Source organism: Pseudomonas sp. PDM02, assembly GCF_014852285.1.
Taxonomy (GTDB): domain Bacteria; phylum Pseudomonadota; class Gammaproteobacteria; order Pseudomonadales; family Pseudomonadaceae; genus Aquipseudomonas; species Aquipseudomonas migulae.
Map to the genome: position 1 here is coordinate 15,492 of NZ_JACVBL010000005.1, position 15,211 is coordinate 30,702.

A 15,211-nucleotide genomic window follows, 5' to 3' on the forward strand; every position below is an offset into this window, starting at 1 on the left:
CACGGCCTGGAGGCTTCGTGATGCTCAAGCTTTATGGATTTTCCGTCAGTAACTACTACAACATGGTGAAACTGGCGCTGCTGGAGAAAGGACTGCCGTTCGAGGAAGTGCCGTTTTATGCGGGGCAGAGCCCTGAGGCGCTGGCCATCAGTCCGCGTGGCAAGGTGCCGGTGCTGCGCGTCGAGCAAGGGTTTGTCAACGAAACGTCGGTGATTCTCGAGTACATCGAGCAGAGCCAGAAAGGCACGCCGCTGCTGCCGAGCGATCCCTTCGAGCGCGCACAGGTCCTGGCGCTGGCCAAGGAAATCGAGCTGTACATCGAGCTGCCGGCTCGTGCCTGTTATGGCGAAGCATTTTTCGGCTCGCCTTTACCCGACGCCATCAAGGACAAGACCAAAGCCGAGTTGCTGCTGGGTTTTGCCTCGCTTGAACGGCACGGCAAGTTTGCCCCTTATGTTGCAGGCGATAGCCTGAGCATTGCGGATTTGTACTTTCTGTACAGCGTGCCGTTGGCCTGTGCGGTGGGCCACAAGTTGTTTGGTGTTGACCTGTTGGCAGACATGCCAGCGGCCAAGGCATTGCTCGAGCGCCTGGAGCAGAACCCGAACGTGCAGCGGGTTGCGGCGGACAAGGATGCGGCGATGCCAGCGTTCCTGGCGATGGTGGCGTCCAAGAAATAAAGAAGTGGCGGCCATTGTGTGTGTCAGAAGATTCGCAATCTTTTGTCCCATATGGCCGTCGCCCTTGTCCGACGGGCCGTTCAGGCATTTGCGTCTTACGCGGTAATAACCGGGTTCTTCCACGGCCCCGGGTATTGGTTACTTTGAGCATCGATCGTTTCCGATCAGGAAACCTCCACGGTCAAGGAGACCCGACGATGCTCAAACTGTATGGCTTTGCCGCCAGCAATTATTTCAACATGGTCAAACTGGCACTCCTGGAGAAAGGCGTGCCGTTTGAAACGGTTCCGTTTCATGGATGCCAGAACCCGGACATCCTGGCGGTCAGCCCACGCGGGAAAGTGCCGGTACTGGAAACCGAACAAGGGTTCTTGAGCGAAACGGACGCGATCCTCGATTTCATCGAAGAGACTCAACCGGGCATTTCACTGTTGCCGCAATCGCCATTTGAAAGGGCAGGCGTTCGAGCCATGGCCAAGGAGATCGAGTTGTATATCGAACTGCCGGCGCGAGTCTGTTATGTCGAGGTGTTCTTTGGTGGCAGGCCGACCCCCGAGGCGCTGAAGGCCAAATCCGAGCGAGACCTGATCAAGGGATTTGCCGCCCTGAAACACCGGGCGCGGTTTGCGCCGTACGTGGCGGGCGAACAGTTCACCCTGGCCGATTTGTACTTTCTTTACAGCGTCGATCTGGCTGTTGACGTCGGAAAGCGTTTGTTCAACGTCGATTTCCTCGACGACATGCCCGGCGCCAAAGCGTTGCTGGAGCGCCTGGCGGATAACCCGAATGTACAAAAAGTCGCCGCTGACCGGCTGGCCGAGGCGCCTGCCTTTTTGCAGCGGGTGGGAGCCGTTGGGCGCGCGACAGCCTGAGCATAAAAAAGCTCGATGGCCTTTCAGCCATCGAGCTCAGGTGTTACAGAGGCCGTTTAACGGCTGGCGAGCAACGCCTGGCCGCGAGCCACCGCCTGCTTGACCTGCGCCGGAGCGGTCCCGCCGATGTGGTTACGGGCGTTCACCGAACCTTCGAGGGTCAGCACGGCGAACACGTCCTGATCGATCTGGTCGCTGAACTTGCGCAGCTCTTCCAGGCTCATTTCCGCCAGGTCTTTACCGCTTTCCACGCCGTACTTCACGGCATGGCCAACGATTTCGTGGCAGTCACGGAATGGCAGGCCACGACGCACCAGATAGTCGGCCAGGTCGGTGGCGGTGGAGAAACCGCGCAGCGCCGCTTCGCGCATCATTGCGTGCTTGGGTTTGATCGCCGGGATCATGTCGGCAAAGGCTCGCAGCGAGTCGCGCAGGGTGTCGGCGGCGTCGAACAGCGGTTCCTTGTCTTCCTGGTTGTCCTTGTTGTAGGCCAAAGGCTGACCTTTCATCAGGGTCAGCAGGCCCATCAGTGCGCCGAAGACGCGACCGGTCTTGCCGCGAACCAGCTCCGGCACGTCGGGGTTTTTCTTTTGCGGCATGATCGAGCTGCCGGTGCAGAAACGGTCCGGCAGATCGATGAACTGGAACTGGGCGCTGGTCCACAGCACCAGCTCTTCGGAGAACCGCGACAAGTGCATCATCGCGATGCTCGCGGCCGAGCAGAACTCGATGGCGAAGTCACGATCGGACACGTTGTCCAGCGAGTTGCCGCCCACGGCGTCGAAGCCCAGCAGTTGCGCGGTGTATTCGCGGTCGATCGGGTACGTGGTGCCCGCCAGCGCGGCACTGCCCAACGGCATGCGGTTGGTCCGCTTGCGGCAGTCGACCAGACGCTCGTAGTCGCGGCTGAGCATTTCGAACCAGGCCAGCATGTGGTGCCCGAACGTCACCGGCTGCGCGGTTTGCAGGTGAGTGAAGCCTGGCATGATGCTGCCGGCTTCGCGCTCGGCCTGTTCCAGCAAGCCTTTTTGCAGGCGGGTGATTTCGCCCAGGATCAGGTCGATCTCGTCACGCAGCCACAGGCGAATGTCGGTGGCGACCTGGTCGTTACGGCTGCGGCCGGTGTGCAGCTTTTTACCGGTCACGCCGATGCGGTCGGTCAGACGCGCCTCGATGTTCATGTGCACGTCTTCGAGGTCGATGCGCCAGTCGAACTGGCCGGCCTCGATTTCACCCTGGATGGTCTTCAGGCCATCGGTGATGCTGTCGCGCTCGGCATCAGTCAGCACGCCGACCTTGGCCAGCATGGTGGCGTGGGCGATCGAGCCCATGATGTCGTGGCGATACAGGCGCTGGTCGAAAGTGACGGAGGCGGTGAAGCGGGCGACGAAGGCGTCGACGGGTTCACTGAAGCGGCCGCCCCAGGACTGATTGGTCTTGTCAGTGCTCATGAATTCGCTCGTATCGGCTGAAGAAAGATGGCGTTGAAAGCTGCGGCGGATAATAACAGGGTTGCCAATCCTGTCGCTGACACTGGTCGATACGTTTTTTTCTCATGCGTCGACCCATACTCAAGGCAGGCATTGTGGAAATTGCGCAACGATATTTTTCAATTGAGCAATAACGTGCCGGCAACCGTCTACAGTTGGACAGTAGGATCAGCGCACTTCCTGGCGCTGCAGCGGACGATAAGAAGAGGGGGTGTTCATATTGTGTATCAGCAAACCCTACGGCGATGCCTCGCCAACCGCCAATTGCCCGGCAAATAAAAATTTAGCAGTCGGACGGGCGGCACTTTTTGGCCCTCGCGCTAGTCTTAGCGTGGATCGCGGTGACAGACGTCACTTCACCTGTCTACGCTATCCTTGTGCGAGACTCACGCAGGAATCCAGCGCAATATGAATGTCCTGATCGTTGATGACGAACCCCTTGCCCGCGAGCGCCTGAGCCGAATGGTCGGCGAACTCGAGGGATACAGTGTCCTGGAGCCGAGCGCCACGAACGGCGAAGAAGCGTTGGCACTGATCGACAGCCACAAACCGGATATCGTGCTGCTCGATATCCGCATGCCGGGCCTCGATGGCCTGCAAGTGGCTGCACGATTGTGTGAACGCGAAACCCCGCCCGCCGTGGTGTTTTGCACAGGTCCCGATGAATTTGCCGTGGAAGCCTTACAGGCCAGCGCCGTAGGCTATCTGGTGAAACCTGTGCGTACAGAACAATTGCATGACGCGTTGAAAAAAGCCGAACGCCCCAATCGCGTCCAGCTCGCGGCTTTGACCCGTCCCGCCGCCGAAACCGGCAGCGGCCCGCGCAGCCATATCAGCGCCCGTACCCGTAAAGGTATTGAACTGATCCCGTTGGGGCAGGTGGTCTACTTCATTGCGGATCACAAATACGTGACCTTGCGCCATGAAGGCGGCGAAGTGCTGCTGGATGAGCCGCTCAAGGCCCTTGAGGATGAATTCGGTGACCGTTTCGTGCGAATCCACCGCAACGCCCTGGTCGCCCGCGAACGCATCGAACGCCTGCAACGCACGCCACTGGGGCATTTTCAGCTGTTCCTCAAAGGCCTGAACGGTGACGCCCTGATCGTCAGCCGACGCCATGTGGCCGGTGTGCGCAAAATGATGCAACAGCTTTAATTCGCCACCCGCAGGCGAACTTCTCACCCGATTGCCGGACGTCCGGGGCCAGGGAGGCCAGGCAATTCCTGATTCAAGTCAAAGCGGATTTGGTTGAGCTGTTATTATCTGCCGTATCTATTCAGTACGGATTGATCCATGTCCTCTCGCGAAATCCGCATCGCCACCCGCAAAAGTGCTCTCGCCCTGTGGCAGGCCGAATACGTCAAAGCCCGTCTGGAAGAGGCCCATTCAGGGCTGCTCGTGACGTTGGTGCCCATGGTCAGTCGTGGCGACAAGCTGCTCGACTCGCCGCTGTCGAAAATCGGCGGCAAGGGCCTGTTCGTCAAGGAGCTGGAAACCGCGCTGCTGGAAAATGAAGCCGACATCGCCGTGCATTCCATGAAAGACGTCCCGATGGACTTCCCGGAGGGCCTCGGTCTGTTCTGCATCTGCGAGCGAGAAGACCCGCGCGATGCCTTCGTCTCCAATACCTATGCCAGCCTGGACGAATTGCCGTCAGGCAGCATCGTCGGCACCTCCAGCCTGCGCCGTCAGGCTCAGTTGCTGACCCGTCGCCCGGACCTGGAAATCCGCTTCCTGCGCGGTAACGTCAACACGCGCCTGGCCAAGCTCGATGCGGGCGAGTACGACGCCATCATCCTCGCGGCGGCCGGCCTGATTCGACTGGGCTTCGAGGATCGCATCACCTCGGCCATCAGCGTCGATGACAGCCTGCCCGCCGGTGGCCAGGGTGCCGTAGGCATTGAATGTCGCTCCGCCGACCGCGAAATTCACGCCTTGCTCGCGCCGCTGCACCATCAGGACACCGCCACCCGTGTCACCGCCGAACGTGCCCTCAACAAACATCTGAATGGCGGTTGCCAGGTGCCGATCGCCTGCTACGCCGTGCTGGAAGGCGAGCAGATCTGGTTGCGTGGCCTGGTGGGCGATCCGAGCGGCGGTCTGCTGCTCAGCTCCGAAGCCCGTGCACCGCGCGCCGATGCCGAAGCACTGGGTGTGCGAGTGGCCGAAGACCTCCTGAGCCAGGGTGCCAACGACATTCTGAAAGCGGTCTACGGTGAGGCAGGTCACGAGTGACGGGCTGGCGCCTGCTGCTGACGCGTCCGGCGGATGAGTCGGCGGCGCTGAGCGCTGTGTTGGCCGAAGCGGGGATTTTCAGCAGCAGTTTGCCGCTTTTGGAAATTGAACCGATTCCGGCCTCTGCCACAATGCGCCAGGTGATTCAGGATCTGGATCGTTATTGCGCCGTGATCGTGGTCAGCAAACCCGCCGCCAGAATCGCGGTGGACCTGGTCGACCAGTACTGGCCGCAAGCACCTCGCCTGAAGTGGTTCAGCGTAGGCGCGGCGACGGCGCAGATCCTTGATGAACACGGGTTGGACGTGAGTTTCCCGGCCGAGGGTGATGACAGCGAAGCCTTGCTGGAGCTTGCGTCGTTGCGCGAGGCTGTCGAGCAGCCTGATCCACGGGTGCTGATCCTGCGTGGGGAGGGTGGTCGCGAATTGCTCGCTGAGCGTTTGCGCGAGCTTGGTGCTAGTGTCGACTATCTGGAGTTGTATCGCCGCAAGCTTCCACAGTATCCGCCGGCAACACTGCCTGAGCGGATCAAGGCGGAACGCTTGAACGGGCTGGTGGTCAGCAGTGGACAGGGTTTTGAGCATCTGCATCAATTGGCCGGCGATGCCTGGCCACAGTTGGCGCAGTTGCCGTTGTTTGTACCAAGCCCCAGGGTCGCCGAGCTGGCACGTGCCGCCGGGGCCCAAACAGTTGTGGATTGTCGTGGCGCGAGTGCCACGGCTTTGCTGACGGTGTTACGGGAGCATCCCGAACCCGTTCTCTAATGCAAAGGATGGATACGTGAGCGAAACAGCCTTGCCTAAAGATGACTCCCGGCCATTGATCGATGCGCCGGTAGATGCACCGGTAGAAAGTGCGCCACCTGCTGCAGAGCAGCGCCGAGGCAATGGGCTGGCAATCGTCGCGCTGTTGCTGGGCGCCGCCGGTGTGGCGGTGGGCGGTTGGGGTGTCTGGCAGGTGCGTCACCTGCAAGCCAATACGCAGGAGCAGTTGAGTCAGGTGCAGGCGTTGAACGATCAGGCGCAAAGCCTGAAGCTCAACGAACAGCGCCTTAGCGCACGCCTTGAGCAAATGCCTGCCGCCGAAGAACTCGATGCCCGCAGCCGTCTGGTGATCCAGCTGCAAGGCGATCAGCAGCGCTTGAATCAACGCCTGGAAACCGTCCTCGGCGCCAGCCGCAAGGACTGGCGCCTGGCTGAGGCCGAACACTTGCTGCGCCTGGCCAGCCTGCGGCTTTCGGCGTTGCAGGACATCAACAGCGCTCAGGCGCTGGTGCAGGGCGCCGACGAAATTCTTCGCGAACAGAACGATCCAGGTTCCTTCGCCGCTCGCGAGCAAGTGGCGAAAACCCTGGTCGCCTTGCGCAGTACCGAACAGCCGGATCGCACCGGTCTTTTCCTGCGACTGGGTGCGCTGCGCGATCAGGTGGTCAGCCTCACCGAGCTGGCTCCCGAATACAAGGACCGGGGCGATTCGCTGCTGGGTCTGACCGCCGACGGCGACGGCGCGAGTCGTTGGGCGCAGTGGTGGGATCAGATCTCGCGTTACATCCGTATCGATTTCAATGCGGATAAAAATGTCCGTCCGCTGCTGGCAGGGCAAAGCCTGAGCCAGGTGCGCCTGGCCTTGAGCCTGGCGCTGGAGCAGGCGCAGTGGGCGGCGCTCAATGGTCAGGCTGCGGTCTACACCCAGGCGCTGGCCGAGGCGCGGGACGTGCTCAAGGGTAATTTCAACCCGGACAACCCGCAGAGCAAAGTGATGCTCGAGCAGGTGGGCGAACTGAGCAAGCAGCCGGTCACCGTGGTCACGCCGGACCTGACCGGCACGCTGAGCGCGGTTCAGGGCTATCTCGAGCGACGTAATGTCAACGCCGAGGACTCGATCAAACCCATGGCCAAACCTGCCGCAAGCACCGCGCAGGAGGCCACGCCATGAAACGCCTCTATGTGATCGTGTTTCTGGCCATCGCCGTTGCCGCCGCGCTGGGGCTGGCGATTGCCGAGCATTCCGGCTACGTGCTGATCGCCTACAAGAGCTTTCGTTTCGAATCGAGCCTGTGGGCCACCCTGGCGCTGGTGGCGGTGCTGTGGCTGGTGTTCTGGGGCATCAAGGCGTTGATCGAATTGGTGACGACCTCCAGCGGCGTGGTCAACCCATGGTCGCGGCGCAATCGCAGTCGTCGGGTGCAAGTGGCGATCGAGCACGGTCAGTTGGATTTGGCTGAGGGGCGCTGGGCCAGCGCGCAGCGTCATCTGCATCGCGCCGCCGAAGCCGAGCGCCAGCCGCTGCTTTACTACCTCGGCGCTGCCCGCGCGGCGAACGAACAAGGTCATTACGAAGAAAGCGATAACCTGCTGGAGCGCGCACTGGAGCGACAGCCTCAGGCCGAGTTGGCGATTGCCCTGAGTCACGCCCAATTGCAAACCGACCGTGGCGACACCGACGGCGCCCTCTCGACGTTGCAGGCGATGCATGAGCGTCACCCTCACAACGTACAGACCTTGCGCCAGTTGCAACGCTTGCATCAGCAGCGCGGCGACTGGTCGGCGGTGATTCGCCTGCTGCCGGAGCTGCGCAAGGACAAGATCCTGCCAGCGGCCGAGCTGGCCGAACTTGAGCGCCGGGCCTGGGGTGAAAACCTGTCCCTGGCTGCGCGTCAGGAAGAAGACGGGACGGTGGGTTTGCAATCGCTCAACCGCGCCTGGCAACAACTCACCTCGGCTCAGCGCCAGGAACCGCAACTGGTATTGGCGTATGCCGAGCAACTTCGGCAACTGGGCGCGCAGGTTGAGGCCGAAGAGGTCCTGCGAACGGCGCTCAAGCGCAACTACGACAGCCATCTGGCACGCCTTTACGGGCTGGTTCGCGGCAGTGACTCTGCGCGTCAATTGCAGACCGCCGAGGGCTGGCTCAAGGATCATCCGGCTGATCCGAGCCTGTTGCTGACCCTTGGTCGTCTGTGTCTGCAAAACAGTTTGTGGGGCAAGGCCCGGGACTATCTGGAAAGCAGCCTGCGCGTGCAGCGCAACCCGGAAGCCTGTGCCGAGCTGGCTCGGCTGCTGGCGCAACTGGGCGACACCGAGCGCAGCAACCAGCTGTTTCAGGAAGGCCTTGGTTTGCTGGACGAACGCTTGCTGGCCGCGCCGCTACCGGCGCCGGTTCATGCCTGATTGTGTGGCGAGGGGGGCAAGCTCCCTCGCCACGCAGTAGGTGTTGCAGCGACGTTTTCTTACATTCGTAGAGCCTCGACGGCAAAGTCCTACAGAGGACTACACCTGATCCTCTCGCTTCTGTCGGGAATTCCCTACACCTCTGCTGAAGTGTCCTTGCTGGCTTGCCTTGAAAGGCTGCTGCGCTTTCCTCTACCGTAACCACTTGTCTCTACTGGTACGGAAAAGCCATGACGTTGGCCTGCTCACGCTCCTTGTTTTTCATGGTTTTCATTGCCGGCGCGCTGGCGTTGGGCGTTTCCTACTACCTGGAATATGCAGTCGGCCTCAAGCCCTGCGGGCTGTGCCTTTTACAGCGGATTTGCCTGGCGGTGCTCACGGGTGTCTGCCTGATGGCTTCGGTTCATGGCCCCGGTCGCTTCGGTTCGTTCCTGTACTGGCTGCTCGGTTTGCTGTGCAGTCTGGCGGGTACGGTGACAGCGTGGCGTCAGGTGTTGTTGCAAGGCGATCCGGTGCAACAGCTGTCAGCGTGCTCGCTCAGCCTGGCGGACCCGTTCGCAAGCACCCCCTTGGTTTATGTGGTGCAGCAGATGTTCAAGGGCGCGGCCGAATGCGCACAGATTTCCTGGACGCTGTTTGACCTGAGCCTTCCCGAGTGGAGTCTGCTCTTCTTCATCGCCATGACGATCGTGAGTGTTTACCAGTTGCTGCGCGTGGTCTGGATCGCTTGTCAGCGACCGCTCAGCGGCACGTCGTCGCACCGGGCGCTGGTCGGCGATTAAACACTTGTATGAACTTTATCTGCTGCGTACCTTGAAGCCACAGTCGCGCGGGCATAATCTGGCCCGCACGTGTCATTGGAATTATGTTGCTCGAATGACGCTCTGCCTGGCCGACTCTTGATCTTCAAGTGTGCGACAGGTGTAGAGCAGCATGACCCACAAGGGAAGAGAGACCGCCATGCTCGAAAGTTGTCAGAATGCTCAGGAACGCTGGGGTGGAGTGCATCTGCTGATCGATCGCTGGTTGCAGGAACGTCACGAACTGGTTCGGGCCTATGATGATCTCGGCGCCAAGCCTGAGGCGCTGGGTGAGAACCGCAAGCCTTTGCAGGAATTCTGCGGCGTGCTGGTCGATTACGTGTCTGCCGGGCACTTCGAGATCTACGAACAGCTGACGGGGGAGGCCAAGGCTTTCAACGACAAGCGTGGCCTTGAACTCGCCGAGACCATCTACCCGCGCATCGACGTCATCACCGAGAAGCTGCTCGCGTTCAACGACCTGTGTGACGCAGGCAAATGCGTCGCAGAGAAATTCAAAGAGCTGGGTGGCCTGTTGCACGAACGCTTCGAACTGGAAGACTGCCTGATCGAAGTGCTGCACACCGCTCACAAGGAAGTGGATTCGGTTCAGGCCTGAATCCTTTCCCGCCACACCTCAAAACGGTGCGCTTTGCGCGCCGTTTTTTGTTTCCGCTGTTTAGCTGGTGGCGCCGCGCAATTCGACTTCGAATACCAGCGGCGTGAACGGCTCGATCAAGTCGCCGGCACCGTCGGCGCCATAGGCCTGAGCCGATGGAATCACCAATCGCCACTTCGCACCGACCGGCATGTTTTGCAGCGCGCTGCGCCATCCGCTGATCACGCTGTCGAGACTGAACCATTGCGGTTGGGTGTTCTGATCGAACACGGTGCCGTCGGGAAGACGACCGACGTACAGCACCTGAACCTTGCCATTCGGACCGGCTTTCGCGCCGGTGCCAGGTGTCAGCTCCGTCAGCAATATTCCATCGGCCAGTTCGCGAACGCCGGGTCTGGTTTTTTCTTCGGCGAGAAATCGGTGCTCTTTTTCGAGGGCGGCTTCGCTCTGTGGCGGAGGCGACTGCAAAGCTGTCTGCGCTTCGTGCTCGGTCAGAATCTGTTCGATCTGCTCATCTTTCAGGGCCAGGGGTTTGCCTTGATAGGCTTGCTGCAAACCTTCGACCAGCGCCTGCAGTTGCAGGTCGGGAACCTCCAGGCGCAAGCGTTCGCCGAGGCTCGCGCCCAGGCTGTAAGCGAGATCGTGAGCTTCATTTTCCTTGGTTTTTTCGGCGGCTTGGGCGATGGAAAAAAACACGCACAGCGATAAAAAAAGGTAGCGCGACATGGGCACTCTCCGACCTGAGATGCGGCAGATTATGCCAGTGTGAATGCGTTCGACAGTGAACTTGTTTTGCGTAAGCGCAGAAGATTTTCGATCCGTTGCAACGCGACGCTTTCGATACTGTCAACATGCCCTAGCGGCGGTAGCAGCAGAGGTCTAGTATGAGCCGCACCCACGTCAGCCAGGAGGTAAACCATGTCGGCCACCAAGAAGCCTGTAAATACCCCGTTGCACTTACTCCAACAACTGTCGGGCAGCTTGCTCGAGCATTTGGAAACCGCTTGTTCCCAAGCCTTGGCTGATGCTGAAAAACTGCTCGCCAAACTGGAAAAACAGCGCGGAAAAGCACAAGAGAAATTGCACAAATCCCGCACCAAATTGCAGGACGCTGCGGCGGCCGGCAAAGCCAAGGCACAAGCCAAGGCGAAGGACGGCGTGCAGCAACTCGAAGACGTGCTCGATGCCCTCAAGGATCGTCAGTCCGACACCCGCGCCTACATTCTGCAACTCAAGCGCGATGCCCAGGAAAGCCTGAAACTGGCCCAGGGCGTCGGTCGTGTTCAAGAGGCTGTCGCCAAGGCGTTGTCCTTGCGTGCGGCCAAGCCTGCTGCGGCCCCTGCGAAGAAAGCCGCTGCCAAACCGGCTGCTGCAAAAGCACCGGCCAAACCTGCCGCCAAGGCACCTGTGAAAGCGGCGGCTAAACCTGCAGCTAAACCTGCGGCGAAAAAACCAGTCGCTGCCAGCGCTGCTAAACCGGCTGCAAAACCAGCCGCTAAAACTGCTGCTGCCAAACCTGCTGCCAAGCCAGCCGCTGCCAAAACAGCTGCCGCAAAACCGGCTGCAAAAACCACTGCTGCCAAACCGGCCGTAGCGAAAACTGCAGCGGCCAAACCCGCCGCAAAACCGGCCGCTAAAACAGCTGCAAAACCAGCCGCTAAAACTGCCGCTGCGAAGCCTGCTGCCAAGCCAGTCGCCGCTAAAACCGCTGCCAAGCCAGCTGCAAAACCAGTGGCTAAAACTGCTGCTGCGAAACCTGCTGCCAAACCGGCCGCTACCAGGACTGCTGCTGCAAAACCTGCGACTGCAAAACCTGCCGCCGCTGCCAAGCCAGCCACCGCGGCAAAACCTGCCGCAGCGAAACCAGCAGCCAAACCTGCCGCTGCCAAGCCGGCTGCAAAACCAGCTGCCAAGCCAGCAGCCAAACCAGCCGTGAAAAAACCGGCCGCTGTTGCCAAGCCGACCCCGGTAATTGCTGCCAAGCCAGCGACTCCGGCGCCATCCGCTTCGGCCGCGCCTGCACCAGCAGCCTCCACCTCGACAGTCACCACGGCGCCAACGCCTGTCGCACCGTCGAGCACCAGCTCCACCCCAACCAGCGCTTCCTAAGTGCCGGTTGCCGCGACGCGCAGCTGATGCAGCGCGTCGCGGTCCAGGTGGGCGGCACCCGCCGCCACACCCTCCAGCCAGGCCGATAAATCGGTCGCCTCACACTGCGGCCAATTCAACGCCGCTCGCTCCAGCCGCATCAGCAAATGCCGCTCGGCTTCCAGCTCCAGCGTTTTTACTTGTTCGCGTAACGCATTCAGTTCGGCGTCCTCAGTCGCGACGACTTTCCATCGCATGCGCAAGGCGCGCAGCGGTTGAACGACATCCGCGTCCCAAGGCTGCGCCACGTTGCGAAGCTGCTGCAGTCGATGCTCGTTGCAGGCGACTCCCCGCTGGCCCAGCCACAACCCGCATAGCAACAGGCACACATTCACCCCCGTCGATTGCAGGGTCAGGCACGCGGCTTCAACGCCGGGACGGGCGTAAGTGCCAAGGGAAAAGCTCCACAGGTCAGAGGACATAGTGCTACTCGCGCCAGTTGCGAGCGAAGCTGGTAGACTCCGCCGCCATTATGATTCGACTTCAGAACCTGACTTTACAGCGTGGCCCGCAACGTCTGCTAGAAGACGCCGAGCTGACCCTGCACGCCGGCCACAAAGCCGGCCTCATCGGTGCCAACGGCGCCGGCAAATCGAGCCTGTTCGCCTTGATCCGGGGCGAACTGCACCCGGACTCGGGTGACTGCTTCCTGCCGGCCGACTGGCGCATCGCCCACATGCGCCAGGAGATCGAGACGCTCGAGCGCCTGGCGGTCGACTACGTGCTCGATGGCGACCTGCGCCTGCGCGAGGTGCAACGTGACCTCGCCGCGGCCGAAGCCGCCCATGACGGCACCGCTCTGGCCCGCCTGCACTCGGAACTCGACAGCGCCGACGGTTACACCGCCGACGCTCGTGCCCGCAAGCTGCTGGCCGGGCTTGGGTTCACCAATGAGCAGATGGATCGCCAGGTCGGCGATTTCTCCGGTGGCTGGCGGATGCGCCTGAACCTGGCGCAGGCATTGATGTGCCCCTCGGACTTGCTGCTGCTCGACGAACCGACCAACCACTTGGACCTCGACGCCATCATCTGGCTCGAAGAATGGCTGAAAAGCTATCCCGGCACCTTGCTGCTGATTTCCCACGACCGGGATTTTCTCGACGCCGTGGTCGATCACGTGGCCCACGTCGACCAACGCAAGATCACCCTGTATCGCGGTGGTTACAGCGCTTTCGAACGTGCCCGCGCCGAACGTCTGGCCCAGCAACAGCAGGCCTACGAGAAGCAGCAGGCGCAGCGTGCGCACATGGAAAGTTACATCGCCCGCTTCAAGGCCCAGGCCACCAAGGCCCGTCAGGCCCAGAGCCGGATCAAGGCGCTGGAGCGGATGGAAGAGTTGTCCGCCGCCCACGTCGATTCGCCGTTCGACTTCGTCTTCCGCGAGTCGACGAAGATTTCCAGCCCGCTGATCGATCTGTCCGATGCCCGTCTGGGCTACGGCGACAAAGCCGTGCTGGAGAAGGTCAAGCTGCAACTGACCCCCGGCGCGCGCATCGGTTTGCTCGGCCCCAACGGTGCCGGTAAATCGACCCTGATCAAAAACCTCGCCGGTGAGCTTTCGCCGCTGGCCGGTCGGCTGACCCGTGGCGAGAACACCGTCGTCGGTTACTTCGCCCAGCATCAGCTCGATTCCCTCGACTCGAAGGCCAGCCCGTTGCTGCACTTGCAGCGTCTGGCGCCAACCGAGCGTGAACAGACGTTGCGCGACTTCCTCGGTGGTTTCGACTTCCGCGGCGCGCGCATCGATGAGCCCGTGCTGAACTTCTCCGGTGGCGAGAAAGCCCGGCTGGCCCTGGCGTTGATCGCCTGGGAGCGGCCGAACCTGTTGCTGCTCGACGAACCGACCAACCACCTGGACCTGGAAATGCGCCTGGCGCTGACCATGGCCCTGCAGGAATTCAGCGGTGCGGTACTGGTGGTCTCCCACGATCGTCATTTGCTCAAAAGCACCACCGACAATTTCTATCTGGTGGCGGACGGCAAGGTCGAGGAGTTTGATGGCGACCTGGAAGACTACGCCCGTTGGCTGGTCGACTACCGTCAGCGCAATGCCCCGGTCAGCACCACGCCGGTCAATCCGGACAAGACTGACAAGAAGGCCCAGCGCCAGGCCGCCGCTGCGTTGCGTCAGCAACTGGCACCGCACAAGCGCGAGGCTGACAAGCTCGAAGCCGAGCTGGGCAAGCTCCACGAGAAGCTGGCGAAGATCGATACCAGCCTCGGCGACAGCGACATTTACGAGCCGGCGCGCAAGAACGACCTGCGTGATCTGCTGGCCGAGCAAGCCAAGCTGAAAGTGCGTGAAGCCGAACTGGAAGAAGCCTGGATGGAAGCCCTGGAGTTGCTGGAAAGCATGCAGGCGGAGCTGGAGGCGCTGTCCTGATGGAGGCGTTCAAGCTGCCGCTGCCGGCGGTGTGGGTCGAGCCGATCTGGCTCGTCGTGCAAATCCTGCTGATTCTGTTGGCCGGTTACTTCACCCAGCGCTTTGTCGCGAAGTGCCTGACACGCCTGGGCGAGCGCTACCCGTTTCCGCCGCAGCTGCTGATGCCGCTGCGGGGCGGCCTGCGCTGGCTGATCATGGGCAGTGCGCTGATTTTCGTGCTGGAACGCCTCGGGGTGTCGGCGACGGTGCTCTGGACCGCACTGTCCGGCTTCGTCGCGGTCGCGGCGGTGGCGTTTTTCGCCATGTGGAGCGTGCTCTCCAATCTGCTCTGCGCGATCCTGATCTTCACCGTCGGCCCGTTTCGCCTCGGCGATGTGGTCGAGTTGGTGGACACCACTGACAAGCCCGGCGTCAAAGGTCGGGTGGTGGCGATCAATCTGCTTTACACCACGTTGATCGAAGCTGAAGAGCTTGGGACCGGCAGTGCGATGGTTCAGGTGCCTAACAGCCTGTTCTTCCAGCGCTCGGTTCGACGCTGGCGCGGTACGGATGTATTCCCTTCCAGCGGGTTTGAAAAGTAAGCCCTCCGTTGCCTGACATACCGCTTTCGCGAGCAAGCCCGCTCCCACACTAGGTCCGTGTGGTTCGCATGATTTGTGTTCGCCAAGATCAACTGTGGGAGCGGGCTTGCTCGCGAAGGGGCCCTTGAGTCTTAAAACGCTGGTCGGCGACCGCAACATCCTGCAAAAAATCGATGGTCATCGGCCCAAAGCCGCATTAGCTTAGACATCTGTTTACGAGTCCGAGTCGAGGT

The 15,211-nt window shown here is 61.1% G+C and carries 15 protein-coding genes and 1 pseudogene; 13 read left to right on the forward strand and 3 right to left on the reverse strand.

Annotated features, from left to right (window positions below):
• Window positions 1–20 precede the first annotated feature (20 nt).
• Both IB245_RS10145 and IB245_RS10150 read left to right on the forward strand, forming a co-directional pair.
• Complete coding sequence (locus tag IB245_RS10145; RefSeq protein WP_008040635.1) at window positions 21–680, forward strand: glutathione S-transferase family protein; 660 nt, start codon at window positions 21–23, stop codon at window positions 678–680.
• Window positions 681–877: 197 nt separating this feature from the next.
• Window positions 878–1,552 carry a glutathione S-transferase family protein gene (locus tag IB245_RS10150; protein WP_008024354.1) on the forward strand — a complete coding sequence of 225 codons (675 nt, stop codon included), beginning with the start codon at window positions 878–880 and terminating at the stop codon, window positions 1,550–1,552.
• A gap of 56 nt (window positions 1,553–1,608) precedes the next feature.
• Here IB245_RS10150 and argH read toward each other — a convergent pair whose 3' ends face one another.
• Window positions 1,609–3,003, reverse strand: coding sequence for an argininosuccinate lyase (argH, locus tag IB245_RS10155; RefSeq protein WP_008024352.1), 1,395 nt, complete (start codon window positions 3,001–3,003; stop codon window positions 1,609–1,611).
• 241 nt (window positions 3,004–3,244) lie between these two features.
• On the opposite strand from argH, the pseudogene IB245_RS29355 reads away from it, so the two are divergent.
• From IB245_RS29355 to IB245_RS10190, 8 genes and pseudogenes are all read left to right on the forward strand, one after another.
• Window positions 3,245–3,454 (forward strand): annotated as a pseudogene (locus IB245_RS29355) (sensor histidine kinase); the annotation flags it as partial.
• Window positions 3,451–4,197 (forward strand): LytR/AlgR family response regulator transcription factor, encoded by a 747-nt coding sequence (locus IB245_RS10160; protein WP_008024350.1) that lies wholly within the window; start codon window positions 3,451–3,453, stop codon window positions 4,195–4,197. The pseudogene IB245_RS29355 and the gene IB245_RS10160, both read left to right, overlap by 4 nt.
• A gap of 138 nt (window positions 4,198–4,335) precedes the next feature.
• Window positions 4,336–5,277 carry a hydroxymethylbilane synthase gene (hemC, locus tag IB245_RS10165; RefSeq protein ID WP_192227477.1) on the forward strand — a complete coding sequence of 314 codons (942 nt, stop codon included), beginning with the start codon at window positions 4,336–4,338 and terminating at the stop codon, window positions 5,275–5,277.
• Entirely contained in the window at window positions 5,274–6,041 is a 768-nt protein-coding gene (locus IB245_RS10170; RefSeq protein WP_192227478.1) for a uroporphyrinogen-III synthase, read from the forward strand. Before hemC ends, IB245_RS10170 begins: the two co-directional genes overlap by 4 nt.
• Window positions 6,042–6,057: 16 nt before the next feature.
• Entirely contained in the window at window positions 6,058–7,212 is a 1,155-nt protein-coding gene (locus IB245_RS10175; protein ID WP_192227479.1) for a uroporphyrinogen-III C-methyltransferase, read from the forward strand.
• Window positions 7,209–8,447, forward strand: coding sequence for a heme biosynthesis protein HemY (locus tag IB245_RS10180; protein WP_192227480.1), 1,239 nt, complete (start codon window positions 7,209–7,211; stop codon window positions 8,445–8,447). The genes IB245_RS10175 and IB245_RS10180 overlap by 4 nt, the downstream gene beginning before the upstream one ends.
• Before the next feature lie 230 nt (window positions 8,448–8,677).
• A complete protein-coding gene (locus IB245_RS10185; RefSeq protein WP_192227481.1) occupies window positions 8,678–9,229 on the forward strand; it encodes a disulfide bond formation protein B in 552 nt (183 codons plus the stop codon).
• A 178-nt stretch (window positions 9,230–9,407) separates the two neighbouring features.
• Window positions 9,408–9,866 carry an Rsd/AlgQ family anti-sigma factor gene (locus IB245_RS10190; protein WP_032828552.1) on the forward strand — a complete coding sequence of 153 codons (459 nt, stop codon included), beginning with the start codon at window positions 9,408–9,410 and terminating at the stop codon, window positions 9,864–9,866.
• Window positions 9,867–9,926: 60 nt separating this feature from the next.
• Here the strand turns inward: IB245_RS10190 and IB245_RS10195 are convergent, their stop codons facing one another.
• A complete protein-coding gene (locus tag IB245_RS10195; RefSeq protein ID WP_192227482.1) occupies window positions 9,927–10,592 on the reverse strand; it encodes an FKBP-type peptidyl-prolyl cis-trans isomerase in 666 nt (221 codons plus the stop codon).
• 192 nt (window positions 10,593–10,784) lie between these two features.
• Here IB245_RS10195 and IB245_RS10200 point away from each other — a divergent pair, with 192 nt between their 5' ends.
• The gene (locus tag IB245_RS10200) at window positions 10,785–11,975 is read left to right on the forward strand and encodes an AlgP family protein (RefSeq protein ID WP_192227483.1); all 1,191 of its coding nucleotides are present in this window, start codon (window positions 10,785–10,787) and stop codon (window positions 11,973–11,975) included.
• Here IB245_RS10200 and IB245_RS10205 read toward each other — a convergent pair.
• Window positions 11,972–12,436, reverse strand: coding sequence for a TIGR02444 family protein (locus IB245_RS10205; protein ID WP_192227484.1), 465 nt, complete (start codon window positions 12,434–12,436; stop codon window positions 11,972–11,974). The two genes, IB245_RS10200 and IB245_RS10205, sit on opposite strands and share 4 nt — an antisense overlap.
• 50 nt (window positions 12,437–12,486) lie before the next feature.
• Here IB245_RS10205 and IB245_RS10210 point away from each other — a divergent pair, with 50 nt between their 5' ends.
• Together IB245_RS10210 and IB245_RS10215 are read left to right on the forward strand one after the other, a co-directional pair.
• The gene (locus IB245_RS10210; RefSeq protein ID WP_192227485.1) at window positions 12,487–14,397 is read left to right on the forward strand and encodes an ATP-binding cassette domain-containing protein; all 1,911 of its coding nucleotides are present in this window, start codon (window positions 12,487–12,489) and stop codon (window positions 14,395–14,397) included.
• Window positions 14,397–14,978 carry a mechanosensitive ion channel family protein gene (locus tag IB245_RS10215; protein WP_192227486.1) on the forward strand — a complete coding sequence of 194 codons (582 nt, stop codon included), beginning with the start codon at window positions 14,397–14,399 and terminating at the stop codon, window positions 14,976–14,978. Before IB245_RS10210 ends, IB245_RS10215 begins: the two co-directional genes overlap by 1 nt.
• Window positions 14,979–15,211: the final 233 nt, after the last annotated feature.